25 protein-coding genes, 1 tRNA gene and 2 pseudogenes are annotated in these 26067 nt (G+C 66.0%); 18 read left to right on the forward strand and 10 right to left on the reverse strand.

What is annotated here, in order from left to right; genetic code table 11:
* The first annotated feature begins 82 nt into the window (after positions 1–82).
* The 7 genes from NQV17_RS03665 (at position 83) to NQV17_RS03695 (ending at position 8759) form a co-directional block, all read left to right on the forward strand.
* The gene (locus NQV17_RS03665) at positions 83–1279 is read left to right on the forward strand and encodes an MFS transporter (protein WP_308235168.1); all 1197 of its coding nucleotides are present in this window, start codon (positions 83–85) and stop codon (positions 1277–1279) included.
* 171 nt (positions 1280–1450) lie between these two features.
* Positions 1451–2320, forward strand: coding sequence for an MFS transporter (locus NQV17_RS03670; RefSeq protein ID WP_257768963.1), 870 nt, complete (start codon positions 1451–1453; stop codon positions 2318–2320).
* A gap of 562 nt (positions 2321–2882) precedes the next feature.
* Positions 2883–4040, forward strand: coding sequence for a M20 aminoacylase family protein (locus NQV17_RS03675; protein WP_257768965.1), 1158 nt, complete (start codon positions 2883–2885; stop codon positions 4038–4040).
* Positions 4041–4091: 51 nt separating this feature from the next.
* On the forward strand, positions 4092–5771 hold the full coding sequence (gene actP, locus NQV17_RS03680) for a cation acetate symporter (protein ID WP_257768967.1): 1680 nt from the start codon (positions 4092–4094) through the stop codon (positions 5769–5771).
* A gap of 14 nt (positions 5772–5785) precedes the next feature.
* Positions 5786–6121, forward strand: a complete 336-nt coding sequence (locus NQV17_RS03685; RefSeq protein ID WP_257768969.1) for a DUF485 domain-containing protein — start codon at positions 5786–5788, stop codon at positions 6119–6121.
* Positions 6122–6680: 559 nt separating this feature from the next.
* Positions 6681–7742, forward strand: coding sequence for a porin (locus tag NQV17_RS03690; RefSeq protein WP_257768971.1), 1062 nt, complete (start codon positions 6681–6683; stop codon positions 7740–7742).
* A 99-nt stretch (positions 7743–7841) separates the two neighbouring features.
* A complete protein-coding gene (locus tag NQV17_RS03695; protein ID WP_257768973.1) occupies positions 7842–8759 on the forward strand; it encodes a LysR family transcriptional regulator in 918 nt (305 codons plus the stop codon).
* Positions 8760–8868: 109 nt separating this feature from the next.
* Here the strand turns inward: NQV17_RS03695 and NQV17_RS03700 are convergent.
* Positions 8869–9060 (reverse strand): annotated as a pseudogene (locus tag NQV17_RS03700) (aminotransferase class III-fold pyridoxal phosphate-dependent enzyme); the annotation flags it as partial.
* Here NQV17_RS03700 and NQV17_RS03705 point away from each other — a divergent pair.
* From NQV17_RS03705 to NQV17_RS03720, 4 genes and pseudogenes are all read left to right on the forward strand, one after another.
* A pseudogene (locus NQV17_RS03705) lies at positions 9060–9661 on the forward strand (LysR substrate-binding domain-containing protein); the annotation flags it as partial. The pseudogenes NQV17_RS03700 and NQV17_RS03705 overlap by 1 nt on opposite strands.
* Before the next feature lie 624 nt (positions 9662–10285).
* Complete coding sequence (locus NQV17_RS03710; protein ID WP_257768975.1) at positions 10286–10729, forward strand: nuclear transport factor 2 family protein; 444 nt, start codon at positions 10286–10288, stop codon at positions 10727–10729.
* A gap of 18 nt (positions 10730–10747) precedes the next feature.
* The gene (locus NQV17_RS03715) at positions 10748–12253 is read left to right on the forward strand and encodes an FAD/NAD(P)-binding protein (RefSeq protein ID WP_257768977.1); all 1506 of its coding nucleotides are present in this window, start codon (positions 10748–10750) and stop codon (positions 12251–12253) included.
* Positions 12250–12951: a glutathione S-transferase family protein gene (locus tag NQV17_RS03720; RefSeq protein WP_257768979.1), complete on the forward strand. Its 702-nt coding sequence runs from the start codon at positions 12250–12252 to the stop codon at positions 12949–12951. The genes NQV17_RS03715 and NQV17_RS03720 overlap by 4 nt, the downstream gene beginning before the upstream one ends.
* 22 nt (positions 12952–12973) lie before the next feature.
* Here the strand turns inward: NQV17_RS03720 and NQV17_RS03725 are convergent, their stop codons facing one another.
* The gene (locus tag NQV17_RS03725) at positions 12974–13702 is read right to left on the reverse strand and encodes a helix-turn-helix transcriptional regulator (protein ID WP_257768981.1); all 729 of its coding nucleotides are present in this window, start codon (positions 13700–13702) and stop codon (positions 12974–12976) included.
* 194 nt (positions 13703–13896) lie between these two features.
* Here NQV17_RS03725 and NQV17_RS03730 point away from each other — a divergent pair, with 194 nt between their 5' ends.
* From NQV17_RS03730 to NQV17_RS03755, 6 genes are all read left to right on the forward strand, one after another.
* Positions 13897–15243 (forward strand): MFS transporter, encoded by a 1347-nt coding sequence (locus tag NQV17_RS03730; RefSeq protein ID WP_257768983.1) that lies wholly within the window; start codon positions 13897–13899, stop codon positions 15241–15243.
* Positions 15244–15366: 123 nt separating this feature from the next.
* Entirely contained in the window at positions 15367–16695 is a 1329-nt protein-coding gene (locus NQV17_RS03735; RefSeq protein ID WP_257768985.1) for a lysine N(6)-hydroxylase/L-ornithine N(5)-oxygenase family protein, read from the forward strand.
* Positions 16692–17087 (forward strand): cupin domain-containing protein, encoded by a 396-nt coding sequence (locus NQV17_RS03740; RefSeq protein ID WP_257768987.1) that lies wholly within the window; start codon positions 16692–16694, stop codon positions 17085–17087. The genes NQV17_RS03735 and NQV17_RS03740 overlap by 4 nt, the downstream gene beginning before the upstream one ends.
* A 2-nt stretch (positions 17088–17089) precedes the next feature.
* Positions 17090–18151 carry an FAD-binding oxidoreductase gene (locus tag NQV17_RS03745; RefSeq protein WP_257768990.1) on the forward strand — a complete coding sequence of 354 codons (1062 nt, stop codon included), beginning with the start codon at positions 17090–17092 and terminating at the stop codon, positions 18149–18151.
* A 49-nt stretch (positions 18152–18200) separates the two neighbouring features.
* Positions 18201–19823: a methionine--tRNA ligase gene (locus NQV17_RS03750; RefSeq protein ID WP_257768992.1), complete on the forward strand. Its 1623-nt coding sequence runs from the start codon at positions 18201–18203 to the stop codon at positions 19821–19823.
* Positions 19816–20955: an FAD-binding oxidoreductase gene (locus NQV17_RS03755; RefSeq protein WP_257768994.1), complete on the forward strand. Its 1140-nt coding sequence runs from the start codon at positions 19816–19818 to the stop codon at positions 20953–20955. Before NQV17_RS03750 ends, NQV17_RS03755 begins: the two co-directional genes overlap by 8 nt.
* Before the next feature lie 151 nt (positions 20956–21106).
* On the opposite strand, the gene NQV17_RS03760 is transcribed toward NQV17_RS03755, so the two are convergent.
* Positions 21107–21191: transfer RNA gene (locus NQV17_RS03760), tRNA-Leu, on the reverse strand.
* A 149-nt stretch (positions 21192–21340) separates the two neighbouring features.
* Here NQV17_RS03760 and NQV17_RS03765 point away from each other — a divergent pair.
* Positions 21341–22666, forward strand: coding sequence for a leucine-rich repeat-containing protein kinase family protein (locus tag NQV17_RS03765; RefSeq protein ID WP_257768996.1), 1326 nt, complete (start codon positions 21341–21343; stop codon positions 22664–22666).
* A gap of 44 nt (positions 22667–22710) precedes the next feature.
* Here the strand turns inward: NQV17_RS03765 and NQV17_RS03770 are convergent, their stop codons facing one another.
* The 7 genes from NQV17_RS03770 to NQV17_RS03800 form a co-directional block, all read right to left on the reverse strand.
* The gene (locus tag NQV17_RS03770; RefSeq protein ID WP_257768998.1) at positions 22711–23340 is read right to left on the reverse strand and encodes a LysE family translocator; all 630 of its coding nucleotides are present in this window, start codon (positions 23338–23340) and stop codon (positions 22711–22713) included.
* 84 nt (positions 23341–23424) lie between these two features.
* The gene (locus NQV17_RS03775; RefSeq protein WP_257769000.1) at positions 23425–23601 is read right to left on the reverse strand and encodes a hypothetical protein; all 177 of its coding nucleotides are present in this window, start codon (positions 23599–23601) and stop codon (positions 23425–23427) included.
* Between the two features lie 32 nt (positions 23602–23633).
* A complete protein-coding gene (locus tag NQV17_RS03780) occupies positions 23634–24080 on the reverse strand; it encodes a copper chaperone PCu(A)C (RefSeq protein ID WP_044846864.1) in 447 nt (148 codons plus the stop codon).
* Positions 24081–24133: 53 nt separating this feature from the next.
* Complete coding sequence (gene copC, locus NQV17_RS03785; protein WP_257769003.1) at positions 24134–24499, reverse strand: copper homeostasis periplasmic binding protein CopC; 366 nt, start codon at positions 24497–24499, stop codon at positions 24134–24136.
* Between the two features lie 229 nt (positions 24500–24728).
* Positions 24729–25106 carry a DUF2946 domain-containing protein gene (locus NQV17_RS03790; protein ID WP_257769005.1) on the reverse strand — a complete coding sequence of 126 codons (378 nt, stop codon included), beginning with the start codon at positions 25104–25106 and terminating at the stop codon, positions 24729–24731.
* A gap of 102 nt (positions 25107–25208) precedes the next feature.
* Positions 25209–25703, reverse strand: a complete 495-nt coding sequence (locus NQV17_RS03795; protein ID WP_257769006.1) for an SRPBCC family protein — start codon at positions 25701–25703, stop codon at positions 25209–25211.
* A 56-nt stretch (positions 25704–25759) separates the two neighbouring features.
* Positions 25760–26062, reverse strand: a complete 303-nt coding sequence (locus tag NQV17_RS03800; protein WP_257769007.1) for a 2Fe-2S iron-sulfur cluster-binding protein — start codon at positions 26060–26062, stop codon at positions 25760–25762.
* Positions 26063–26067: the final 5 nt, after the last annotated feature.

A 26067-nucleotide genomic window follows, 5' to 3' on the forward strand; every position in this document is an offset into this window, starting at 1 on the left:
GTATCAATGGCCATGAAAACAGTATTGGCACGCGTGTCGCCCACTCGTCAGACTGTCATACAAACTAGATAGGGCGTCACCAGTGGGCAACAGAACCATTCGATTCGCATTTTTCCTGTGCGGATTTGCGGCTTTTCTCAATCTTTATTCGACTCAGGGCATCCTGCACGAACTCGCTGCGGCATTCCACGTGAGCGCCGAACAGGCGGGTCAGGGCATCAGCGCCACCACCTTGGCGGTTGCCATTATCGCTCCGTTCGTCGGTGCGCTGGCTGCCCGCTTCGATCGCCGAACGGTCATTTCGTGCGCCGCTGTGGCATGTGCGCTCCCCGTTCTCTGGTCCGCGCACGCGGCGAGCTTTTCATCGTTCCTCGCTGCCCGGTTTGCCGCGGGCATGCTGATGCCGTTCATCTTCGCGATCTCGATCGCCTGCATCGGCGAGATCTTCAGTCACGACGCGGCGACGGAAGTCAGTGCGCTCTTCGTCGCCGGCACGACGCTCGGCGGATTCGCCGGACGCTTCGTGACCAATACCCTGACGTCCGCGTTCGGCTGGCGTCACGCGCTCGATTTCGTCGCGTTCCTGTGTCTCGCAACGGGCCTCGCGATCCACGCGGGCCTGCCGGCGTCTGGCGCCGCGCGTCCGGACGACGAAGGTGCGTCGACGTCTCGCTGGACGCTCTTGACGCGTGGCCCGCTGCTCGCGTCGTTTCTGATCGGAGCATGCGTGCTCGCATCGCAAGTCGCGACGTTCACCTTCGTCGGACTACGACTGGCCGGTGCGCCATTCGGCTTCAATACGGTCGAGATCGGCGCGATCTATGCGGTATTTCTCGTCGCAGTCGTCGTCACGCCGCTCGCGGGCCGCGTTGCGGCGCAACGCGGCCCGCGCGATCTCGCCCTCGCGGCGACCGGGCTCGCGATCGTCGGTGCACTGCTGACGCTGTCGAGCAGTGTCAGCGCGATCCTGACCGGTCTCGCGCTCAGTTCCACCGCGGTGTTCGTCGAGCAGGCGTCGGCCAATGCGTTCATCTCGCGAGCGGCACGGGGTGCAAGATCGACGGCGATCGGCATTTACCTGTCCTTCTACTACTTTGGCGGAAGCCTCGGCTCGGTCCTGCCCGTTCCCGCATGGAATCGCTGGGGCTGGGTGGGCTGCGCCGCATTCGTCGTCGGTGCACAGGCGCTCGCAGGCACACTCGTGTTTTTCTTCTGGCGCGGGATACCTCCCGCCAGCGCAGGCAGACCGCGCTCACCTGAAGTGCGGCTGACTCGGTAGTTCGCTTCAAATCACACCTAGAACCGGAGAGAAAAAGATGGATACCCGGACGCACAGGAGCGGGCCGGGGCGATCAGCGTCTGGGCCGGTTGTGGCGGCATCGCGATGGCGGCCGGCCCGCTCGCGGGTGGTCTCCTGATCCACTGGTTCGGATAGCGAAGCATCTTTTTCGTGAACGTTCCGCTCGCCGTTTGTGGTGCATGGCTGACGACGCACATTCCTCGCGCATCGCATCGCCAGGGGGGGGCGCATATGGATTTTGCCGGCCAGGTGGCGGCGATCATCGCGCTCGGAAGTTCCGTTGCGATCCTGATCGAGGGCGCGAAACTGGGATGGGGATCGACGCCGATTCTCGGCGGCATCGTGCTGGCCGTCGCGGCCTGGACCGGTTTCGTCACGATCGAGCGCCGCCGCGCGCAACCGATGCTTCCGCCCGGCCTGTTTCGTCTTCCGGTGTTTTCCGCATCGGTATTCGTCTCACTGGTGTCGGCGTTGATTTTCTACGGATTGCTGTTCCTGCTCAGCCTGTATTTCCAGGAGAACCGCGGCTGGCCGCCGTTGCAGACCGGTCTCGCATTTCTGCCGCTCACCGTGCTGGTGACGGCCGGCAGTTTCTCGGCAGGCCGGTTGTGCCGGTCGTTCGGCGCGCGCCGGGTCGTGGTCGCGGGATTCCTGCTCTACGCAGCGGGTTTCGCGGGGTTGCTGGCGTTGGCGAGCGATGCGCCGTACTGGCGCGTGGCGTTGTGTTTTCCCGCGGTCGGATTCGGCTCGGGCGTGATCACGCCGGCCGTCACGGCCGCGATGATGGGCGTCGTCGAGAAGAGCCGTGCGGGCATCGCGGCTGGCGTGCTCAATGCGAGCAGGCAAAGCGGCTCGGCATTCGGCGTGGCGATCTTCGGCGCGCTGATGAGCACCGCGCAGACGCGGGGCGCAGGCGTGCGTGTCGCGATCTTCGTGGCGATTGGGTTGTCGCTGGCGGCGGCTGGATGCTGGCGCGTCACGCTCGTGCGAGCAGTCCGCGAGCCGAAAACCGCAATCTGATTCCATTCAATCGAACAATTCAACCGGATCGCCGTCGGACGCGGTCTGCGACGCCGTGTCGGCGCGCATTGCGTGTCCGGGCCGCCGTTTCGCGCATCGACGGCGCGACGCCAGCCGGCAGCCGCGTCTCGTTCTTCGATGACGCGCCGGTCCACGCATCGGACCGGTTTGCCGATGCAATAAAAAAACCGCGAAGCCTTGCGCTGTCGCGGTTCTTTTAACGTGCCCGAAACACGGTGCAACCGTGTTCTGGTGCCGATAGCGAGACTCGAACTCGCACAGCTTTCGCCACTACTCCCTCAAGGTAGCGTGTCTACCAATTCGGCGGCTATCTGATCTGGCGACCGCATTTGCGCTCACGGAGGTCGCTGCGCATGGCGGCCGACCAATCCGCCGGTGTCGTCGCGTGCCTATGTGCTCTCTGCATAGGAAATGCCGAAACTTTGCATTGGACCGCATATTTTGCGATTTCTAGAATCGGGCGAACGTCGAGCCTTGTTCGACAGGTTCGTTCAGCCACGTCGCGCTTGCCGCGCGGCAGCAATCCCCGAGGAATCGTTCCATGCAGATCAGTACACCCGTCGCCGCACTGTCCGAGGACATGAAAGCGTGGCGTCGACAGATTCACAGTCGTCCGGAAATCGCGTTTCAGGAAACCGGCACGGCAGCGTTCGTCGCGGAGTTGCTGCGCTCGTTCGGCATCGATACGCATACCGGAATCGGCCGCACCGGCGTGGTGGGCGTGATCGACGGTAACGGCGGGCCGGGCCCCACGATTGCGTTGCGCGCCGACATGGATGCGCTGCCGATCCAGGAGGAGGGCCGGCCGGTTTATCGCTCGGTCCATCACGGACTGTTTCATGGCTGCGGTCACGATGGACACACCGCGATCCTGCTCGGCGCGGCGAAGCTGCTGGCCGGCCATCGCCAGTTCAAGGGGCGGGTCGTGCTGGTATTCCAGCCGGCCGAGGAAATCGTCAAAGGCAGTCAGGCGATGCTCGACGATCAGTTGCTCGCGCGTTTCCCGTTCGACGAAATCTACGGGTTGCACAACCATCCGCAGCTCGAACCGGGCAAGATCGGCGTGCGCGTCGGATCGCAGCTTGCCGCGGTGGATTTTTTCTCGATCGAGATTCGCGGCATCGGCAGTCATGGCGGAACGCCGCATCGTAGCGTCGATCCGATCGCCATCGGCGCGTTGCTCGTCACTGCATTGCAGACCGTCGTCAGCCGCGCGATCGATCCGCTCGACAGCGCGGTGCTGAGCATCTGCCAGTTCGTTGCGGGGGCGACGGCGAACGTCATTCCCGATCGCGCGTCGCTGCAAGGCACCACGCGCGCGCTGTCGCCGCTGGCGCGCGAGCGCGTGCATCGGCGCATGCGAGAGATCTGCGACGGCGTTGCGCTATCGCACGGATGCGCGATCGATCTCGACATTTCTCACGGCACGCCGGCCACGATCAATGCGGAAGCTCCGGCGCGATGTGTCATGGCAGCCGCCGAGACCGTGGTCGGCGCGGCGAACGTGCTGACCGACGTGGCACCGTTGATGGCGGGTGACGACGTCGCGCGCTTTCTTGAGGCGCGGCCCGGCTGTTATTTCTTTCTCGGGCAGGGCGGTCACATGTGCCATCACCCCGAATACGACTTCAACGACGACGTGGCACCGATCGGCGTCGCGATTTTCGACGAAGTCGTGCGTCGCCGTCTCGGCGTTTGACGGAAAGCGTCGCGCGACCGAAGCATTCATAAAAAAACGGAGGAGAACATCATGGAACATGCAACGTTTCGCGCCCGGCGGACGATGGCCGCGCTGTCGGCAGGCGTGTGCGCCGCGGCCGCAACGGGCGCGGCATGCGCGGCCGAAGCCCCGGCGCAGCGCGTCGCAAGCGGGTATACGCTTGCGCCGTTTCTGCTCTTCGTTGCGTTGACGCTCGGCATCACGTACTGGGCATCGCGTCGCAACCGCTCGGTTTCGCAGTTCTATACGGCCGGCGGCAGTGTCACGCCGTTGCAGAACGGCTTCGCGCTTGCAGGCGACTACATGTCCGCATCGTCGTTCCTCGGTGCGGTCGGCATGATGGCCGGCTCGGGCTACGACTCCATCATTTACGGCGTCGGCACGCTGATCGGCTGGCCGATCCTGCTGTTTCTCGTCGCGGAACCGCTACGCAATCTCGGACGCTTCACGCTCGCCGATGTCGTCGCATTCCGTCTCGCGGAGCGTCCGGTTCGGAGCCTGGCCGCCGTGAATTCGCTGGTGATCGTGCTGTTCTATCTCGTCATCCAGCTGGTCGGCGCCGGCAAGTTGATCCAGCTGCTGTTCGGCGTGCCTTACATGGTGGCGATGCTCGCGGTTGGCGCGCTGGTGCTCGTGTATGTGCTGATCGGCGGGATGCTGGCCACCACGTGGGTGCAGATCGTGAAGGCGGTGCTGATGGTCGCGATCGGCACGTATCTGGCGTTCAAGGTGCTGCAGGCGACCGGCTTCAGCGCCAGTCGGCTGATCGCCACGGTGGTGCAGTCTCATCCGGCCGGCTCGGCCGTGCTGGCGCCGAGCCGGCTCGTCACGAACCCCGTGGATGCGATTTCGCTCGGCATGTCGTTGATCTTCGGCATGGTAGGCCTGCCACATATCCTGAGTCGCCTGTTCACCGTACGCGACGGCGCCGCGGCCAGGCAATCGGCGTTCTACGCAACCGCGCTCATTGCGTGGTTCTATACCGCGGTCGTCGTGATCGGCGCCGGTGCGATCGTATTCGTGCTCCGCAATCCCGCTTTCCTGGATCCGGTCACGCACACGCTGATCGGCGGCGGAAACATGACGGCGATGCATCTGAGCCATTACTTCGGCGGCGACGTGTTCCTCGGCATCATGTCAGCAGTTGCGTTCGCAACGATCCTGGCGGTCGTCGCGGGGCTCACGATTTCGGGCGCATCGGCGGTCGGTCACGATCTGTACAAGCGCATCCTGTGCCGGGGGCAAGCCGATCCGGCGCGCGAACTGGCGGTATCGCGCCGGGCCACGTTCGTACTGGTCGCGGCCGCATTGCTGCTGTCGCATCTCGTGCAAAACCTGAACATCAGCTTCCTGGTCGGGCTCGCGTTCTCCATTTCGGCGAGCACCAACTTCCCAATCCTGATGCTGTCGATGTTCTGGCGAGGATTGACGACGCGCGGCGTACTGGCTGGCGGGATAGTCGGGTTGGTGTCGTCGGTCGGGCTGCTCGTGACCGGGCCGACGATCTGGGTGGGCATCCTGAAGCACGACAGTGCGCTCTTTCCGTACGCGAATCCGACTCTGTTCTCGATGACGCTGGCGTTCGGCGTCGCATGGCTCGCATCGATTACCGACTCGTCCGCTCGTGCGGCGGCGGAGCGTGCGGGATTCGATGCGCAGATGTTCCGCAGCGCGACCGGCATCGGCATCAGCGCTCCCCAAACTCACTGATCACTGGAGCAACCATGTCGAACGTCAATCACCCGGCAGTCGTCGCACGCAGCACCGATGCGAACGCAAGCGTCGACGCACGCACGCGCGACGTGGCCCGTCTGGTCCGGCGTCGCACACGCCTGAGCATCGGCATGAGCGTGCTCGTGCTGGGCATCTACTTTGCGTTCATCCTGACCGTCGCGTTCGCTCCGGCCGTGTTGACACGCCACTTCCCGGTCGAATCGCCGATGACGATCGGGATCGTCGTCGGGATCGGGCTTTACTGGTTCTGCGCGATCTCAACGGGCGCGTACGTGTGGATAGCCGGCCGCTGGATCGACCCGCTCGTCGAGCGGATTGCCCGATGAACGGGCGGGCGCGTCCGGGTTCGCGATGACGAAGCCTGTTGCGCGGTCGCATGGCGACCGGTACGAATCGATATGCCGCGCTGTCGGAACCACGCCGATTTGTCCGGGACTTGCCGTCGAGCCGAATGGATGTCCGGATCGTCGTGCGTCGCGGTAGTCCAAGGTCACAACGCGTCGTTCGTGCAATCCGCATCAGAGCCGTGTCTCCTTGTGCGCGTGTCAGTCATGAAACTGATACGCGCTTTTTTTTGACGAGGATGGCCATGTCGGTCGTGACCGACATGATCGGAACGCCCGCTCGTGTGTTCCGCACACAGTCATCGGAGGGTCATGCAACTCTTGCATCGCCCGACGACAAGAATCTCATTGGATGGTGATTTTTTAGCTGAATACGATGCATCGCGGTCTCGAAGATTCACGCGAACGCATACACCTGTGCCGCGCATGCGATGAAGAAGATCGGTTTCCAAACGATTCGGTATGCGAAATTGATATGCCGTAGCGAGCGGGAATGCGTGGGGCCGGATCGCAGCACAATCCAATCAATCGATGGGGCGACATGAAAAACAGAAAATCAGTGAGGAGACTGGCGACGACCGCATTGACACTTGCGTGCGCGACGGGTGCGGATGGCGCCCGCGCGCAGAGCTCGGTGGTCATGTACGGCATCCTGGATATCGGCATCCAGAGCTTGACCAACGCCGGATCGAACGGGAAGTCGTCGCTTGGCATGCTGGGCAGTGCGTTTCTGCCGTCCCGCTTCGGCATCAAGGGCGACGAGGATCTCGGCGGGGGCTACGGTGCAATCTTTCAGCTCGAAAACGGCTTCGACCTCGGCAAGGGCACCCTCGTGACGCCGGGCACGTTGTTCAACCGCCTTTCGAGCGTCGGGTTTCGATCGCCTTATGGCCGGCTGACGTTCGGGCGGCAATACAGCGTACAGTTCGACAAGACGGTGCTCTATGACCCTACGTATTTCGCCAACGACTCGACGCTTTCGCTGAACGCGATCCCGCTGGCGACGCTGAGGCTGAGCAATGCGGTGAAATTCCAGTCGCAGCCGTTTTACGGATTCAATGTCGAGGCTGAATATGGCTTCGGTCAACAACTTCCGGGCAACGGCCTGGCCGGCCGGTATGTCGGTGCGGCGCTCGAATATGAGCGGGGAGCGCTTGCCGCTCGCGTGCTTTACGAGCAGAGTCGCGGTACGAGCGCAGGCGGCATCGATGCGTCGGGGCGGGTCGACGAGCGGTACGGCGCGGCGCTTCGTTATACGGTGGGCGGCGTGACCGTTGCCGCGGGCGTCACGCGCGTGGTCGGAGACCTCCAGTTGACGCCGCGCGGCGTGGCTTACTGGGGCAGTGCGAAGGGTTTCGCGACGCCGACGATTCAATGGTACGTGCTGGGCGGCCGCTACGCGTTCCAGAGCACGCCGGGACACCCGACGCTGTTGGTCGGCGGAGGCGAGTATCTGCTGTCGAAGGCGACGTTTCTGTATGCGCATGTCGGCACGGTCTGGAACTCCGACGAGAGCGCGTTCGGCGTCAACAGCTTTTCCAGTGTGGGCCAGCCTGGCAAGAGTCAGGTCGGCGTGAGCGTCGGCATTCATCACCGGTTCTGATACGGCACACGGGCGCCACGATCGAGCCGTTGCGGCGAAGGGCGCGACTATACTTTCCGCACGTGGGCAGCGTCGCTGCCCGTGAACGCCTGATTTCACATGAACCTTCGCAAACTGCAACACGTCCTCGCGCTCGCTCGGTGCCAGAATTTCAGTCGCGCTTGCGCGGAGGTGCATCTGAGTCAATCCGCGCTGTCCCGCAGTATCCAGTCGATCGAAGCGGAGTTCGGTATTTCGCTGTTCGATCGCAGCGCGCAACGTATCACGCTGACGCCGCACGGCAAGGTATTCGTCGAGCGGGCGCGCCGGATCGATTTCGAAGTGCGGGAGCTCAGGCGCGACCTCGCGCTGCTCGAGCGCGGGGAGTTCGGCGATCTCTGCATCGGGCTGGGCGCGACGCCAGCCGCGCTGCTCAGGCAACCCATCCTGACGTTCGGGGCCGTTAATGCGCCCCAAGTACGCGTGGTACTCAAGCGCGGCGATACCGCTGACTTGCTCGGCATGTTGCTGGCGGAGCGCATCGACATGTTCGTTGGCGATATCGCGTCGCTCACGCAGCAGCCGGAAATCGAGATCGTGCCGCTGCCGAGATGGCGGGCCGCATTCTTCTGCGGTCACGCGCATCCGCTCGCGGGCATGGCTGGCGTATCGCCCGAGAATCTATTGAAGTATCCGGTCGGCTGCACGCATCTGTCGAAGTACGCGCTCGACGATCTTCAGCAGCATCTCGGATATCCAATCGCGGATCGCATCAAGCTCCAGAGCGACGATTTCGGCGAGCTGGAGGCGGCGGCAGCCGTCAGCGATGTCGTCATTCTTGGCAGCCGGCCAGTATTCGACGAGGCGGTTCGGGCGGGAAGGTTGCATCCGGTGCCGCTCGATCCGCCGCTGGCTGGATCGGCCTGTTTCGGGATCGTCACGCTCGCGGGCAGAACCCAGTCGGCCACGATGCTGAGAATCAATGCCCTGGTGCAACGTGTGTTCGACAATTTCGCGGAAGACTTGCCGACACGCTAGCTCGGTGAGCGGGATCCTGTTTCTCTATGAGCCAGACGATATCGACACGGCGCGGCGACTCGGGCACGAAGACCCGTTCAACACGGAAGGGGTCTGGAGGACGGTCGATATCGAGCCCGGGCGGCGTGATGTCGGCGAGGCGCGTCGCGAGGTCGACGACGGGGCGCGACAGCATCCCACTGAACAGGTGATCGAGCTTGCCCGCGTATTCGTTGATGACGGAGACGATTTCCGGGTGGCTGTGCCCGCGCACCGCGCTCATCTGGCCCGACGTGAAATCGAGGATCGCGCGGCCGTCCGCTGTGCGGCACCGGGTTGTCGGGCACGATCCGGTTCGGCTGTCCGGACGATTACGCGGGCGTGTTCCTGCCGTCGCTGCTGCGGCAGTTCTCGAGCCAGCATCCGCAGGCGATCGTCGAGGTCGTGTGCGGGCCGACGCCGCGGTTGCTCGAACAACTCGACAAGCGGGCGGTCGATCTGGCGATGGTGTCCGTGCCGGACGATGGTTCGGACGGCGACTTCATCCGCCGCGAGCAACTGGTCTGGATCGGCTATCCGGGGCTCGATGCGACGCGGTTCGATCCGTTGCCGCTCGCGCTGTCCGATCCCGATAGCTCGATCACATCGCGGCCTGCGAGGCGCTGCATCGCGCTGGCCGCGATTATCGCGTCGCTTATGCGAGCAGCAGCCTCGCGGGGCTGACCGCGCTGGTGCGTTCAGGGCAGGCATTCGCGGTGATGACGCAGGCGGCGGTGCCTGCCGATCTCGCGATCCTCGCCGGCGATCGCGGGCTGCCGCCGTCGCCGGCGGTGGGCATCACGCTGCGGTTCGGCAGGAAGCGGCCGTCGCATCTGACGGCGGCGTTTGCGGAGCATATTCGGTTGACCCTGCCGTTGTTGTGAGGCATGGCGTGTGGTCGCCATGGCCTCATGTTCCGATATTGATTGGCTAAGCTGAATGTCGTGTCCGGCGCGCTTCGCGATTACATGCACGTGCCGCACGATGTCTCGCGCCGGCACGACGAATCGTAAGCCGGTCTGTATCGCCGATACAACTTCGGCCCGCGCCCCGTCCTACGATGTCCTCAGGGCTTCTGTCCGATTTACGCGCGCCCACGGCGAAATAGACTTCCAAGCGAGCGAAATGATCGTCCGGGTCCGAACACGAAGCCGGCCGCCCCACGTTGCTCGCGCAAGATGACGCAGTGTCCGGCGCCGCGACCTCGAATGCGGCATCGCCAGCGTTCCGGATCCACGGGATGCCGTTCGGGCGATGTTGCCGGCGCCTTGACGGGAAGTCGTCGCTCAGGATGATGCTGCTGCCGCCGTCAATCGGCCGGCATCGATGATGTTCGACGCGAACCCTGCGGCGGAAGTCGGCGCGCGTCACGTTGCGGGTCCGCGGCATGCGGCGCGGCACGATACTTCGACACGCGTCGAAACGAGACGCGGCGGGACTCCGATATAGTCGGGCATCGAACACGATGCTGGCCGTCATGCGCAGGTCGACCCTGCCTGGAGATTCCGATGAATGATTCCGTCGATGCCGACATGAACCGTATTTTCACCGCGTGGCACGACACGGTGTGCAAGCGCGACCTTGCGGGAACGGCTGCGCTTTATGCCGAGCGCGCGGTACTCGAGACGCCGCTCGCGCTGGCCGTTTATCCGGAGCGGAACAGCGGGTTGGTGGTCGGGCGCGACGCGATCCTGACGTTCTTCGAGGACAGCATCCGCAAGTTTCCCGGCGACCTCGCACAGTGGTACCGCACGGGTGTCTATTTCGTCAACGGCAAGCAGCTCACGTGGGAATATCCGCGCGTCGCGCCGGCCGGCGATCAGGTTGACCTGATGGAGATGATGGACATCGATGGCGGTCAGATCGTCAGCCACCGCGTGTACTGGGGCTGGTACGGCGTCAGATTGCTCGGCGGCGTGCTGGCTGCGGCGAATGCCGGTGTATCGCGATAGACGAGACTGACGTAACCCATGGAAAACGCACGAGTAGCGAGCGATGCGCGCGGGCGGCGCCGGCTGGTTATCGTCGGAGGGGGCGCGAGCGGCGTCGCCGCGTTCGCGGCAGCGGTCCGATTCGGTGTCGCGCAGTCGATCGACATCGTCGATCCGCTCGGAATCGGGCAGGGCGTTGCGTTCTCCGCGCTCGATCCGGCGCTGCTGTGCAATACGTCGGTCGAGACGATGTCGATGCTCGACGACGATCCGGACGATTTCCGCGCCTATTTGCTATCCATCGGCGTGTCCGTGTCGCGCGACGCGTTCGTCCCGCGTCGCTATGTGTCGGGCTATCTGGTTGCGTGCCATGCGCGCTTCAGCCAGCAGGCCCGCGACGCGGGTATCGATCACCGTCTGGTGAGAGCCGGTGCGCGGCATGTCGAAAGAATGGCGGCGGGCGGCTACCGTTGCTGGCTGGACGACGATACGGCGCTCGACGCGACTGACGTGCTCGTGTGTACGGGTAACGGCGAATCGGCCATACCGGAGCCCGTGAAGGCGCACGTCGGCGCGCCGCGAATTTTCGCGCGGTTTTATCCGGAAGGGGCGGTGCTCGCCCAGCTCGCGCCGCAATCGCGCGTGCTCGTGCTGGGCAGCCGGCTGACGGCGGTCGACGCGGCGTTGCTGCTGTGCCGGAGCGGTCATTCGATCGTCATCGCGTCGCCGTCGGGCCGATTGCCGGCGGTGCGCACGGCGACGACGCGCGTGGCACCGGTACCGGTCGACACCGCCGCGTACGCCCGTCTCGATCTGAACTCGAGCGCATTGTCGTGGCGTCTGATGCGCATCATCGCGCGGTCGGCGCGCGCGGTGCGCGGGCGCGCGCTGCGCGACCAGGTGGTGCGGCTGCGCGATCCGGTCGAACGACTGCGGCGCGAAGTGACGCTGGCACGCGACGGCGCGACGCACTGGCAACACATTCTGGTGGCGAACATGGACGCGGCGGAAGCGCGCCTGCGCAGCGAACCGCTGGCGCGTCAGAAGCTGGCGATCGACGCGTGCTCGCGTGCGATGGGCCGATATCTGTTCGCATGCCCGCTCGGGAATGGCGAGAAACTGCTCGGCTTTGTGGAGCAAGGGCGGCTGCGCGTCCAGGCTGGCGTGCCGGCGGCGCTGCACGAGGTCGGCGGCCGCTGGCGGATTGACTGGCAGGATGGTGCGTCGGAAACATACGACGCGGTGGTGTGCGCGACCGGCTTCCAGAAGGCGCCGCTGCGCGCGAGCGAACACGCGCTGGCGTTGTCGGCCGATGCGGATGTCACGGGCGGCGTACCGCGCGTGTCGCACGACCTCCGGGTCTGGCTCGCGGGCGCCGCGCGGCCGGAGCGAATCTGGACGCTTGGCGTCGCGTCTTATGCCGGCGCACCGCTGATCAACGCGGTTTATCAGGCTGCGCGACAGGCGGGCGAGCTGTGCCGGCGCTGGCGCGCCGACGACGAACGCCTTGATGAACGAAATACCGTTGCAACGGAGGCAGGATGAAACTGTATGGCGACCGCGGGTCGAGCAACACGCGGCGGGTATTGACCGTCGTGATGCATGAGTCGCTCGACGTCGAATTCACGCCGATCAACTTGTTCGCCGGCGAGAACCGCACGGAGGCCTATCTCGCACTCAATCCGAACGGAACCATTCCGACGCTGACCGACGGTGATGTCGCGCTGTTCGAGGCGTCGGCGATTGCCATTTACCTGGCCGAACGGTCTGGCTCGTCATTATGGCCGGCAGGCACGGCACGCGTCGACGTGCTCAAATGGATGTTCTGGGCCGCCGAGCATTTCCGGCGCGGGCCCTCGGTGCTGATCGACGAGCGCTTCATCCACCGGCTGCAGGGACGAGAGGAAGACCCGGTGCTGGTGGCCGACGCACTGCGATCGATTCGCCGGTATGCGCAGGTGCTCGACGACCATCTCCGCGATCGCACGTTCGTGGTCGGCGACGTGCCGACGCTGGCCGACATCGATCTCGCCGCGCCGTTCAGCCATGTGCCGCGTACTCGCGCGCCGTTTGGCGACTACCCGCATCTGTCCGCGTGGCATGCTCGGTTGCTGGACGCGATACCCGCGTGGCGCCGGACAGGCGAGGATCTGGAGCGGCGCATCGTGGAAATCGAGGCGGCTTTCGCGTCCGGCGCTTACCGCCGCCAACCGGCGTTGCAGGCGGCCGACGCACCTGCGTGATGCCGCCGGTGCCGCCTGCCGGTCAGGCCGTCTCGCGATATTCGGCGAACCGCGGCGCACCCCGCTGTGCCTGCGCGTCCAGTTCGGTGTGGCGCTCGATGCCGAAATGTTCACGCAGCGCGTCCCAGCCGGCCGGCGTCACGGCGACGACGCGGGTCTCATGACCGCGGGTCATCCATCCCCATGTGCAGAATGCGTTCATCAAATGGGCGCCGAGCGCGCCGGCAATATGATATTGCCGCTCGGTCCAGTCGAGGCAACGGTGCGCGTGTCCTGCCTGATTGGCGAACGGGCCGCCGACGTCGAGGCCGAGTTGCTGCAGCCACGAATGCCCGCTCGGTGTGAGTTCGTACGCGTATTCGCCGTGCTCGACGAGGTAGCCGCGCTCGAGCATGCGCTGCGTGACGGCAACGCCGATCTGGCCGGCGAGATGGTCGTAGCAGCACCGCGCAAAGCGCAATTCCCGTGCGGAACGATTCGGCGTCGTGCGCCATGCCCGCGAGACGGGGCCGACGGACGCGAGGCTCTCGAGCACGCGGGGAACGTGCGGGCCGGCCAGGCTGTAGTAGCGGTGCCGGCCCTTGCTTTCCACCTTCAGCAGGCCGCCGTCAAGCAGTTTTGCGAGGTGCGAGCTCGCCGTCTGTGCGGTGACGCCGGCGGCTTCCGCAAGCGCGCTCGCCGAGCGGGCACAACCGTCTGTCAGCGTGATGAGGATTACTGCACGAACGGGCTCCGCGATCAAATGGGCCACGGTTGAAATATTGTGCTGACTCACTGTTTCTCTCCGGTTCTATTTATTGTCTTCTTCGTATCGCGAACCGACGTTCGATCCGGCACACTTCGATACGCTCCGAAGCATTGTCGATGGCCCCACGCTTATAGTCAACACGCTATTCCGTAGGGGGCCTCATTCACGTGAATGAAACAATCGCATACAAGAAAAGCGTGCTGTTGGCAACGAGCCTCAGCTATGTCGTCGTCATACTCGACACGTCGATCGTCAACGTTGCGCTCGCGCGGATCGCGGCAACACTCGGCTCGGATGTATCGGGGCTGCAGTGGGTCGTCAATGCCTACACGCTGACGTTCGCGAGCCTGCTGCTGACGGGAGGCTTGCTCGGCGATCGTCTCGGCGCGAAGAACGTGTACCTGACCGGCTTGCTGGTGTTTGCAGCCGCGTCGGCGTTATGCGGCGCCGCGCCTGATCTCGCGACGCTGGTCATTGCGCGCGTGCTGCAGGGTGTCGGCGCCGCGCTGCTCGTGCCGTGTTCGCTGACGCTGATCACCTCGGCGTATCCGGACGCACAGGAGCGGGCCGGGGCGATCAGCGTCTGGGCCGGTTGTGGCGGCATCGCGATGGCGGCCGGCCCGCTCGCGGGCGGTCTGCTGATTCACTGGTTCGGATGGCGAAGCATCTTTTTCGTGAACGTTCCGCTCGCCGTTTGTGGTGCATGGCTGACGACGCGCGTTCCTCGCGCATCGCATCGCCAGGGGGGAGCGCATATGGATTTTGCCGGCCAGGTGGCGGCGATCATCGCGCTCGGGAGTTCGGTTGCGATCCTGATCGAGGGCGCGAAACTGGGATGGGGATCGACGCCGATTCTCGGCGGCATCGTGCTGGCCGTCGCGGCCTGGACCGGCTTCGTCACGATCGAGCGCCGCCGCGCGCAGCCGATGCTTCCACCCGGCCTGTTTCGTCTTCCGGTGTTTTCCGCATCGGTGTTCGTCTCGCTGGTGTCGGCGTTGATTTTCTACGGACTGCTGTTCCTGCTCAGCCTGTATTTCCAGGAGAACCGCGGCTGGCCGCCGTTGCAGACCGGTCTCGCATTTCTGCCGCTCACCGTGCTGGTGACGGGCGGCAGTTTCTCGGCAGGCCGGTTGTGCCGGTCGTTCGGTGCGCGCCGGGTCGTGGTCGCGGGATTCCTGCTCTACGCAGCGGGTTTCGCGGGGTTGCTGGCGTTGGCGAGCGATGCGCCGTACTGGCGCGTGGCGTTGTGTTTTCCCGCGGTCGGATTCGGCTCGGGCGTGATCACGCCGGCCGTCACGGCCGCGATGATGGGCGCCGTCGAGAAGAGTCGTGCGGGCATCGCGGCTGGCGTGCTCAATGCGAGCAGGCAAAGCGGCTCGGCATTCGGCGTGGCGATCTTCGGCGCGCTGATGAGCACCGCGCAGACCCCGGGGGGAGGTGTGCGCGTCGCGATCTTCGTTGCGATCGGGTTGTCGCTGGCGGCGGCTGGATGCTGGCGCGTCACGCTCGTGCGGGCAGTCCGCGAGCCGAAACCCGCAATCTGATTCCATTCACTCGAGCATTTCAACCGGATCGCCGTTGGACGCGGTCTGCGACGCCGTGTCGGCGCGCATTGCGTGTCCGGGCCGCCGTTTCGCTGTCGCTTTGATTATCTAAGGACTTTAACCATGCGCTACTCGCTTACGGAAGCACCGATGGATGTCGTGGGGATCGGGATCGGGCCGGCCAATCTCAGCCTCGCCGCGCTCCTCAAGCCGCACCCGACGATTCGCAGCCGCTTTTTCGACCGGCGTGCCGAATTTCAGTGGCACGCGGGGCTGATGCTGCCGAACGCCGCGCTGCAGGTCTCGTTCCTGAAGGATCTCGTCAGCCTGGTCGATCCGACCAGCGCGCTGTCGTTCCTGCAGTTTCTGGCGAGCCAGAAGCGGCTGCTCTGTTTCATCAACGCGAATTTCCCGCAGGTCATGCGGCGCGAATTCAACCAGTACTATCGCTGGGCCTGCGAACAACTGCCGAATCTCGAGTTCAACCGCGAAGTCGAGGCGGTCGAGACCGACGGCGACCTGATCGTCGTGCACGGGTCGGACTGGAAGCAGGCCACGCGCCATCTCGTGCTCGGCACGGGGCAGCAGCCCAGCGTTCCCGACTGCGCGAAGCCGTATCTCGGCACGACGCTGCTGCATGCGTCGCAGTACCTGACCAACAACAATCCGGTGGAGGGCAAGCGCGTCGTCGTGATCGGCGGTGGGCAGACCGGTGCGGAGGTGTTCCAGCATCTGATTTCCGACGCGAGTGCGATGCCGGCGAGCGTCACGTGGGCGTCGCGTCGCTGGAATTTCGCGCCGCTCGACGAATCGTCGTTCACCAACGAACTCTATACGCCCGGCTATGCGGACTACTTCTACGATCTGCCGGCAACGCGTCGCGCGTCGCTGCTAGCTGAGCAGAAACTCGCGAGCGACGGGGTATCGTCCGCGCTGCTCGAGGCGATCTACCGGCGCGTATACGAATTGCGCCACGTGACGGGCCTGCCGTGCGATCTTCAGTTGCGCCCGGCGCGCGAGCTGGTTTCGGTAGCCCGCAACGGAAGCGGCTGGTCGCTGACGCTCAGGCACGCGCAGCGCGACGTGCACGAAGCACTCGAGGCCGACATCGTCGTGCTCTGCACGGGCTACACATATGGCATGCCCGCATGCCTCGACCCGATCGCCGACCGGATCGAGTGGCGCGACGACGGCTTCGTCGTCGACCACGACTATGCGATCCGCTGGAACGGCCCGTCCGGTAGCCGCATCTATGTGCAGAACGCTGCCCGGCACCAGCGCGGCATCGCCGACCCGAATCTCGGCCTGATTCCCTGGCGTTGCGCGCGCATCATCAACAGCATCGCCGGGGCGCAGTGCTACGACCTGGATGAGCGCGCGCCGTTCGTCCACTGGGAAGCGCAGGACCGCGTCGTCCAGCACGGCTTGCAGGATCTGGAGGTGATCTCGTGACTCGGATCGCAGAAGGTACGCGCGGAGACGATCAGGTGGCGTGCCAGGCGCCGGGCGCCCCCGTGTCGGTCGAGCCTCTCGTCGTCGAAGCCGAGGAGGCGGTCGGTCTCGCCGGCGTGCGGCTGTTCATGCACACGTTCTGCGAGCGGATGGCGCAGGCCCCGCTGCGCAGTTCCCGTTTCACGATCGAACCCGGATGCGGCACGCAGGAAGACCGTCATGCGGTGCATGAGATCTGGTTCGTGTCGAACGGGAAGCTCGATGTCTGCTACGACGGTGCGTGGCATCGCGTCGACGCGGGACAGGCCGTGTTCTTCGAACCGTGGCGGCCACATTTCGCGCGCAATGTCGGCGAAGTGGACGCGCAAATCTTTTCGATATGGTGGCAATGAGCATGGCGCTTGAATATGATCTCGCGATCGTCGGCGGCGGCATCGTTGGCGCGTGGACTCTCCATCTTGCACAGCGGCGCTTTCCTCAATGGCGGATCTGTCTCGTGGAGCGATTCCGCGTCGGCGACGGCGCGACCGCGCATTCCGCCGGCGTGCTGCTGGCGACGGGCAGCACGCCGAGGGAGCGGAGGCTGGCAGCGCTGAGCGCCGAACGCTATCGCGACATCCGGGGCCCGCTCGGACTGCGTACGACTGCCGCCGACGTGTTCTGGGTGACGCAAGCCGCGCGCGCGAGCGAACTGCAGCAGGTTGCGGTGGATTTCACGATCGGGGATGCGCACGTGCCACCCGACGTCCTGCGCGACAAGCTCGTCGGACCGCTCGTACTGGGCGAGACCGAGGTGTTGCTGCGCGGCGGGACGGCGGTCAGTCACGATCCTGCGCAGATCGCGCGTGGCCTGATCGCCGCAAGCATGCGGTCGTCGAACGTGAGTTGTGTGGAAGGCGCGGGTGTGCGCGAATTGAATGCGAGGGCATCGGGTGTCGAGCTCCGGCTCGACGACGGCACGACGCTGCGTGCCGTGCGCGCGGTGGTGGCGGCCGGGCCGTGGCTTGCCGGCGATCCGTTCAGAGCATTCGCCGCGGCCGCGTCGGTGCGCGTGAAGAAAGTCGTCGCGCTGCATGTAGATCGCGTTCCGCCACCGGACGCCGCCGCCGTGTTCTTTCCGCAATCGGACGCCTATCTCATGCCATTACCGGCACGCAACCAGTGGCTGTTCAGCTTCCGCGCCGACGAGTGGGACTGCCGGCCGCTCAAGCACGCGCTCGAAATCTCCGCGCAGGACCGGTCGCTCGCGATGCGCGTCGTCGAGCGCTACCTGCCGGGCTCGAGCGATGCGTTCGTGGGCGGGCGCGTGTTCTGCGACGCCTATACGCCGAGCGGCGAGCCGCTCGTCGAACGTGTGCCAGGGATTCCCGTGGTGATCGCCGGTGCGGGTAGCGGCGCCGGTTTCCGGCTGTCGCCCGGCCTCGCCGATGAGGCGTTGCGTCGTTTCGAGGCGTGATGCGGTCGCGCCGGTCAGTGCCAGCTCATTCGAATTCGTGAAATCGACCATGAAAACCCAATCCCGGAAATTCTTCCTGATGCCGATTCCGCCGACGCCGAACGGGCGTCTGCATCTCGGCCACATTGCCGGCCCGTACCTGCGCATGGACATGCTGGGCCGCCATCTTCGCAGCCACGGTCATCACGTCGACATCGTGTCGGCGGTCGATGGCTTCGATTCCTACGTGTTGTGGAAGGCGCTACAGGAATCGCGCTCACCGCAAGCGGTTTGCCGCGACTATCACAGCCGGATCGCGCACGATCTGGCGGCACTCGACGTCGAAGTCGACGCATTCGTCGATCTCGTGCAGGGCCCGCATGCGGATCGTCATGCGGCGAATGCGCGCCGCGCCGTCGAGCAGCTGATCGAGCGCGGCCTGACCGAAACCGTGATCGAAAAAGTGCTGTACAGCCGTGCGACGGGCCGTTATCTGGCGGGCGCGTGGCTCGTCGGCCGGTGTCCGCAGTGCGATGCGCCGAGCGGCGGCTACTTCTGCGAGGCATGCGGCGCGCATTTCCGCCCGGAGGCGATGCGCGATCCGGAGCCGCGTGTCGGCGATGCGGAACTCGAATGGCGCGAGGTCGAAAGCCTGTTCCTGCGGATTCCCGACGAGGCCGCGCTCGTGCGCCGTCTCGCGTCTTCGGGCGCACCGCCGCAATTCATCGACGTGATTCGGCGGTTCCTTGAGCAGGAGCGCGGCCTCGTGCGGCTGACGGCGCCAGGTGACTGGGGCATCGCGTGGCCCGCGGATCGCCTGGGCAATCCGCGCGTGCTGTTCGAATCGGGTTGGGAGTACGCGCTGACCTGCGGCGACCTGTGCGCGGACGGCACGGAAGCGGCGCATCCGATGCAGCGCGACGGCGACGTGACGACGTTCGTCAGTTTCGGCATTGACAATGCGGTGCTGCTGCTCGCGGGCAGCGCGGCCGTGATGGGTGCGTTGCCGGGTCGCAAACCGTTCGATCACGTGCTGACGAACTACTTCTACAACCTGCAGGGCGCGAAATTCTCGACGAGCCGTCTGCACGTTGTGTGGGCTGCCGACATCGTCGAGGCGACGCCCGCGTCGAGCGACGCGGTCCGCTACTTCCTCGCGCGCGAGAGCCCCGAAACGGGCACGGCGAACTTCGACGTCGACGCCTTCATCGGGTTCGTCAACGACGAACTCGCAACGACACTGCAGGCGCGCATGCGCATCGCTGCCGCGGCGCTGGAGTCGATCGTCGGCGAACCGGTCGACATCGCGGCGCCGTTGCGCGAGCAGCTGACCGCGTCGCTGCATCTGCTCGATGCGTCGTTCCGGTTCGACGCGGTGAGCGTGCGATCCGCATCCGCGGTGCTGCGATCGTGGATCGCGCTGCCGAACGTCGATCTGAACGACGCGGCGCAGGCGTATGGGTGGCTGAAGGGGCTCGCGTGCATCGCCGCGCCGCTGATGCCGCGGTTGGCGAACGACCTGTGGCACGCGATCGGGCATGACGGCGCGCCGCGCCGCAGCGAATGGTCGACGGCATCCCGGCCGCGTGGCGGAATCGCCGCGCGCGTGTGGTTCTCGCCGCTGTCGCGCGACGCGCTCGATCCGTGTCTGCCGCCTGCGCTGGTCCGCGAAAGGAGTGCCGCGCATGCGTGAAACGGCGGACGTCGTCGTGGTGGGGGGCGGTACCACCGGGTGCGGCATCGCATGGCATCTCGCGCAGGCGGGTACGCAAGTGCGGTTGCTCGAACGAGCGGATATCGCGGCCGGTTCCTCCGGTGCTTCGCCGGGCATCGTGCGGCAGTACTACGCGGATCCGGCGCTTGTCGCGCTTGCGTCGGACGGATCGCATGCGTACCGCCACTGGCGCGAGACCGTCGGCGGCGATTGCCGGTTCAGGCGCACGGGTTTCGTGACCGCGGTGGCGCCTGAGGACTGGGACGCGACGCAAGCATATGTCGAATCGCTGCGGTCGAAGGGTGTCGCGCTGTCGCTGCTGTCGACGGGCGACCTACGCGGCCTGTGCGCGGATATCGATGTCGAAGGTCTGGCCGGCGCCGTGTACGAAGCCGACGCGGGCTACTGCGATGCGCGCGCGACTGCGCTGGCGTTCGCGCAGGGCGCGCGCATGCACGGTGCGCTGATCGAAACGCGGTGTGCGGTCCGGGGAATCCGCGCGCGGAGCGGCCGCGTCGTGGGTGTCGATACGGACCGCGGCAGCATCGACTGCGCGGTCGTCGTCAATGCGGCGGGGCCGTGGGCGGCGCGGCTCGCGGCGAGCGGCGGCGTTGAACTGCCGATCACGGCGTCGCGCCAGTGCGTCGCAATCGTCCGGGCCGAAGACGGCGAGCGAGCGCCGTTGCCGGGATTTTCGGACCGCGGCGCCGGGTTTTACCTGCGTCCCGACTTGCCCTGGCATTACTTCATCGGATCATTGCAGGCGGGCGACAGCGGTGCGATCGATGTGGACGGGTTCGACCGGCGCATGGGCGACGTGGAGCAGACGCGCTTCCGCATTCGCGCGGCGCGGCGCTTCGCGCGCCTCGACGGCGCGACGCCAGCCGGCAGCCGCGTATCGTTCTTCGACGACACGCCGGACGGCAATCCGCTGTTCGGCCCGGATCCAAGGTTGCCAGGGTTGTTCGTTGCAGCCGGATTGTCGGGGCATGGCTTCAAGTTCGCGCCGGTGTTCGGGCAGGCGGTTGCCGGCTGGCTGAGGACTGGCCGACTCCGGCCGGAGTTGCGGGCATTCGACGTCGAGCGCTTCGAGCAACGTGCGCTGCGATAGAGGATCGCAGGTCAGCCGATGTCACCTGAGCCGCGATCACGTTCCGTCAGCGGCCCACGCGTTGCCCCGGCTTGCTGACGCAACAAAAAACCCGCGAAGCCATGCGCTGTCGCGGGTTCTGCAAATGCACGAAACACGGAAAAACCGTATCTGGTGCCGACGGCGAGACTCGAACTCGCACAGCTTTCGCCACTACCCCCTCAAGATAGCGTGTCTACCAATTTCACCACGTCGGCACTTCAGTACTGCAAGGGGCGCAATTCTAGCGCCACATTGCGCGTTTGTGAAGGGGGTGTGACGCGATCGCGAGGCAGGCGAGGGGGAAGCCGGTAAAATTCGCCGGATCGATCCGACGATCCTCGCAACCGCAACCCGTTTTTTCCCCGTGACGACGACCCTCGAACAACTGCAGGCCGGCCAGCTGTCGGGCGCCCGGCAACTGAAGCTCGCGTGCGGGCTGACCGAATTTCCGCGCGAGATCTTCGATCTGGCGGACACGCTCGAAGTGCTCGACCTGTCCGGCAATGCGCTGTCCGCGCTGCCGGACGACCTGTCGCGGCTGCATCGCCTGCGCATCCTGTTCGCGTCCGGCAATCGCTTCACCGAATTTCCTGAAGTGCTCGGCACGTGCGCGCAGCTCGACATGATCGGCTTCAAGGCGAACCGGATCCGCACGGTGCCGCGCGACTCGCTGCCGCGTGCGCTGCGCTGGCTGATCCTGACCGACAACGCAATCGACGCGCTGCCCGCCGAGATCGGCGATTGCGCGCGCCTGCAGAAGCTGATGCTCGCGGGTAACCGGCTGCGTGCGTTGCCGCCCGAAATGGCCGCCTGCCGTGCGCTGGAGCTGGTGCGGCTGTCGGCGAACCGGCTCGACGCGCTGCCGGACTGGCTGTTGCGCCTGCCGCGCCTCGCGTGGCTCGCGTCGGCGGGCAATCCGTTCGGCGCCGCGCCGGAAGCCGCGGCTTCGGCCGAGCCGGGCGTCGCGGATATCGATTGGACGTCGCTGACCTGCGACGAGAAGCTCGGCGAAGGCGCGTCGGGCGTAATCTACCGCGCGCAATGGCGTGTGGACGGCGCCGTGCCGCGAGCGGTCGCGGTCAAGCTGTTCAAGGGCGCGGTGACGAGCGACGGCATGCCCGATTGCGAAATGGCCGCCTGCCTGCACGCCGGGCGCCATCCGAACATGATTCCGGTGATCGGCAAGGTGCGCGGTCATCCCGACGGCACGCACGGCCTCGTGATGGAACTGGTCGATCCGGCGCTGACCAATCTCGCCGGGCCGCCGAGCTTCGCGTCCTGCACGCGCGACGTATATGCGGCCGATGCGCGATTCGCGCCGGCCGACGCGTCGCGGATCGCGCTCGGCATCGCGTCGGTCGCCGCGCATCTGCACGCGCGCGGCATCATGCACGGCGACCTGTACGCGCACAACATCCTGCACGACGGCAACGGCGGCGCGCTGCTCGGCGATTTCGGCGCGGCGTCGGTCTACGACGTGAACGACCGCGAGCGCGCGGCGCGGCTCGAACGGCTGGAGGTCAGGGCGTTCGGCCATCTGCTCGGCGAGTTGCTGGCGCGCTGCGAGCCGCGTGAGTGGGAAGGCTCGCACGCACTCGACGCGCTGGCGGCCGCGTGCCTGAACGAAGATATCGACGCGCGGCCGTCGTTCGGCGAGATTGCGGCAGCGCTGGCCGCATCGAAGGACTGACGATTCCGCCCGCGCCGCGACGCGGGCCGTCGCCGTGCGGATGCTTACGCCTGCCGCGCGGTCAGCAGCTTGATCCCGAGCCCGACGAACAGCAGCCCGCTCGCGCGCTTGGCCGCGCGTACCCACGGGCTGATGCCGAGGCCACGATGGAGCCGGCGCACGCCGAACGAATAGACGCTGTGCACGATGACGACGGTGCAGGCGATCGTCGCGTACATCACGACGAACTGCATCGCGAGCGGGCGATCGTGCGCGATGAACTGCGGCATGAATGCCGACAGGAAGATCATCGTCTTCGGATTGCTGCCCGACACGAACAGCGCTTCGCGGAACAGTTTCCTGCGGTCGGGCTCGACGATCGCGGCCTCGCCGTCCGGCGAACGGGGGTTGCGCCCGCCGCGCAGTTGCCGGATGCCCAGATAGATCAGATACGCGGCGCCGACGACCTTCATCGCGATGAACAGCGGCGGCATCTCGGCCAGCACGGCGCCGACGCCGAACGCGACGAGCATGACCACCGCGCCTTGCGCGACGAGGTTGCCCGCGATCGTCGCGGCGGTGCCGCGCGAGCCGTAGCGCACCGTGTTGCGGATGACGAGCAGCACGTTGGGGCCCGGCGACAGCGTGGTGGCGAGATAGGCGGCGGCAAACAGCAGCCAGGTCTGAATGGACATGCGGCGCTCCGAAAGGCGGGTTCTGCGGTCGGGGTGAATCCGTGCATGATGCCACGGCGGCGCGGTTTACCCCGACACACGGCGTCAACGCGCGTCGCGCACGCAGTAGGCGGCGATCGACGACGGCGAATCGATCGCGGACGGCCGCGTCATCCAGGCGATCCAGCCCGCCCATAACCCGCAGACGATCAGCACGGCGACATTCAACGGCGTCCGGTAGCGGACGATCAGGTTGGCCAGCGACAGGCGTTCCTTGCTCATGTGTGTCTCCTTCGGTCGTTGCGCGGCCGGCGTTACTGGCCGGTGTAGGACGGCGCCTTCGCGTCGCAGGTCACGGACGCCGTCGCGCCGTCGGCGAAATGCAGCCGCAACGGCACCTTCGCGCCGGGCGCGACGGGCTGGCGCGGCTCCTCCAGCATCACGTGATAGCCCTTCGGCCTGAACGTCACCGTGCCGTGCGCGGGCACGTCGACCGCTTCGACGTGAACCATCTTCGCGGTGCTGCCGGCCGTCTGCGTTTCGTGCATCATTGCCATCCCGAACGCGGGCGTATCGATGCCCGTGAGCGTGACGGGCTTGTCGCCGTCGTTCTTCAGCGTGAAATAGCCGGACGACGGCACCGTCGCCGGCATCGTGCGGATCCAGCATGCATCGGCCTGGACGGCCGACGCGGCGAACGTGGCGGGCGCCTGCAGCGCCAGCAGTGCGAACAGCAGGCTGGTCGGAATCGAGCGTTTCATTGTTTGTGTTCCTGATCGGGTAGGGAAGCGCGCCGTGCGGGCGGCGTGTGCGGTTACTTCAGCGTGAACGCGTAGCGGCCCTGCGTGCGATGGCCGTCGCTCGCCACCGCAACCCATGCGACCGTGTACGTGCCGGGCGTCAGGTCCGCCAGTGCGACATGCATCCGCTTCCGGTTGCCGGCGTCGACCGCGGATTTCCCGTCGGCGACCGACTGGCCGTGGCTGTCGGTGACGGCGATCGAACTGAATGCGGGTTCGAGCGTCTCGCTGAAGTCGATCGTGACCGCGTGCGGCGCGCTCGACAGCGTGGCGTCGGCGGCCGGTTCCAGGGTTTTCGGGTGCGCGTGCGCGTGTGCGGCCTGGGCGACGACGAAGCCGAGCGCGACGAGTGCGCCGCGGAGGAATGCAGTGGTTTTCATGACGGGATGATCCGGTTGGAAATGATAAGGAAAACGATGTATTCGAATTCGGCACACGGCCGCGCGTTCGCGCATGCGCAACCGCCTGAAGCGGGCGAGCGCACGCACGGCACGGCGCCGCGAGCAATACGGTCGAACATGGTCGCCCTTCGAAACGTGACACGGCATGCACGCGCGGACGCGTGCGGACGGCGCGATGCGCTGCGGCATCACGCGCGGTGACGACGAATCAGGACGCGAGCGGCGGGGCGCGCGGCTGCGCGGCCGTGAGCGGCAGCGCGCGGCGCAGGCTGTCGAAGCGGGTTGCTTCGCGGTGCTGGAGCGGGTGGACGTTGGCCGCGAACGTCAGTTCGGGCGCGGGCAGGGCCGGCGTATGGGCGAGCAGGCTGCAATAGCCGCAGGCCTGCAGATGCGCCTGCAGGCTTTTCGACGACGCATCGCCGGCGTGGCCGCCGTCAGCCGGCGCAACCGTGCAGTGGCCGGCAAGCAGCGCGTCGACGCGGCCTTGCGTCGTCAGCGCCTGCGAGATCGTCGGCGCGAGCGCCGTCATCAGGATGGCGAGCATCCCGATCAGACTGACGATCTTCCGGAAACGACGACTCAGCATGCGATGCGCAGTGGCGTAGGAACGACAATGGAGCGGATTATGCCACGCACCCGCCGCGCGGGCATGCGGGCACGCGGATACCGTGCATGACGCGCGGTGCGCTCACGCGTGCTTCGCCAGATATTTCGTGATCAGCATCATCTGCGCGGCCCAGCCGTGATCGTTCATCTCGCGCGCCTTCGCACGGCGCGCTTCGATCAGCTGGTCGAAACCCGTCTCGGTGACCGTCAGCAGCGTGCCGCCGTCCTTTTCCGCGAGCGCGAACGTGACGAGCGTCATCGGCTCGGACGTGTAATCGAAGTTCGGGTCGATCGCGAACGGGTGCCAGCGAAAGGAGAACAGTCGTTTCGGCTCGACGCGATCGACGACGATTTCGAACACAGTGCCCGCATACGGCTCCTGTGCCTTGGCGATGTCGTCGTCGACGCGCGTCGGCGTGATGCGGCCGAACAGCGGCTGGTCGGGCACGAACGGCCCGTCGAACGACACGCCGAACCAGATGCCGAATTCGCCGGCATTGCTGACGGCTTCCCAGACGCGCGCCAGCGGCGCGGCGAGCACGGCTTGCTTCTCGATGCGATCGGTGGACTGGGTCATCATCTTCTCCAGGCAGGCATCATCGTTGCGGGACGGCGCGCGGCAGCGCGCCGCGTTCAGTCGATCATGACCGCGTCGGGCACGTCGAGCACGACATCCGAAGTCGCGACGGCCACGCACGGCAGCGTATAGCCGTCGGCCTTCTCCTCGCGGCTCAGGCCCGGCCATTCGATCGTATAGCGTACGCTGCCGCTGACGATCCTGCACAGGCAACTTCGGCACGTGCCGTTGCGGCACGAGCGCGGCAGCCGGACGTGCGCGAACGCGGCGGCCTCGAGCAGCGTCAGCGAACCGGGCGCGTCGAACGTCGCGCCGAGCGGCTCGATGCGCACGAGAGGCGGGTGGTCGGGATCGGTCATGGGTG

Origin of the sequence: Burkholderia sp. SCN-KJ, assembly GCF_024656005.1 — a bacterium.
Taxonomy (GTDB): domain Bacteria; phylum Pseudomonadota; class Gammaproteobacteria; order Burkholderiales; family Burkholderiaceae; genus Burkholderia.

What these genes read in the sequence shown, in the direction of transcription:
- NQV17_RS03675 (WP_257768965.1), top strand. Translation starts at nt 2,883, where the DNA reads ATGCAGATCAGTACACCCGTCGCCGCACTGTCCGAGGACATGAAAGCG.
- actP (WP_257768967.1), top strand. Translation starts at nt 4,092, where the DNA reads ATGGAACATGCAACGTTTCGCGCCCGGCGGACGATGGCCGCGCTGTCG.
- NQV17_RS03685 (WP_257768969.1), top strand. Translation starts at nt 5,786, where the DNA reads ATGTCGAACGTCAATCACCCGGCAGTCGTCGCACGCAGCACCGATGCG.
- NQV17_RS03690 (WP_257768971.1), top strand. Translation starts at nt 6,681, where the DNA reads ATGAAAAACAGAAAATCAGTGAGGAGACTGGCGACGACCGCATTGACA.
- NQV17_RS03695 (WP_257768973.1), top strand. Translation starts at nt 7,842, where the DNA reads ATGAACCTTCGCAAACTGCAACACGTCCTCGCGCTCGCTCGGTGCCAG.
- NQV17_RS03710 (WP_257768975.1), top strand. Translation starts at nt 10,286, where the DNA reads ATGAATGATTCCGTCGATGCCGACATGAACCGTATTTTCACCGCGTGG.
- NQV17_RS03715 (WP_257768977.1), top strand. Translation starts at nt 10,748, where the DNA reads ATGGAAAACGCACGAGTAGCGAGCGATGCGCGCGGGCGGCGCCGGCTG.
- NQV17_RS03720 (WP_257768979.1), top strand. Translation starts at nt 12,250, where the DNA reads ATGAAACTGTATGGCGACCGCGGGTCGAGCAACACGCGGCGGGTATTG.
- NQV17_RS03735 (WP_257768985.1), top strand. Translation starts at nt 15,367, where the DNA reads ATGCGCTACTCGCTTACGGAAGCACCGATGGATGTCGTGGGGATCGGG.
- NQV17_RS03745 (WP_257768990.1), top strand. Translation starts at nt 17,090, where the DNA reads ATGGCGCTTGAATATGATCTCGCGATCGTCGGCGGCGGCATCGTTGGC.
- NQV17_RS03750 (WP_257768992.1), top strand. Translation starts at nt 18,201, where the DNA reads ATGAAAACCCAATCCCGGAAATTCTTCCTGATGCCGATTCCGCCGACG.
- NQV17_RS03755 (WP_257768994.1), top strand. Translation starts at nt 19,816, where the DNA reads ATGCGTGAAACGGCGGACGTCGTCGTGGTGGGGGGCGGTACCACCGGG.
- NQV17_RS03770 (WP_257768998.1), bottom strand. Translation starts at nt 23,340, where the DNA reads ATGTCCATTCAGACCTGGCTGCTGTTTGCCGCCGCCTATCTCGCCACC.
- NQV17_RS03775 (WP_257769000.1), bottom strand. Translation starts at nt 23,601, where the DNA reads ATGAGCAAGGAACGCCTGTCGCTGGCCAACCTGATCGTCCGCTACCGG.
- NQV17_RS03780 (WP_044846864.1), bottom strand. Translation starts at nt 24,080, where the DNA reads ATGAAACGCTCGATTCCGACCAGCCTGCTGTTCGCACTGCTGGCGCTG.
- copC (WP_257769003.1), bottom strand. Translation starts at nt 24,499, where the DNA reads ATGAAAACCACTGCATTCCTCCGCGGCGCACTCGTCGCGCTCGGCTTC.
- NQV17_RS03790 (WP_257769005.1), bottom strand. Translation starts at nt 25,106, where the DNA reads ATGCTGAGTCGTCGTTTCCGGAAGATCGTCAGTCTGATCGGGATGCTC.
- NQV17_RS03795 (WP_257769006.1), bottom strand. Translation starts at nt 25,703, where the DNA reads ATGACCCAGTCCACCGATCGCATCGAGAAGCAAGCCGTGCTCGCCGCG.
- NQV17_RS03800 (WP_257769007.1), bottom strand. Translation starts at nt 26,062, where the DNA reads ATGACCGATCCCGACCACCCGCCTCTCGTGCGCATCGAGCCGCTCGGC.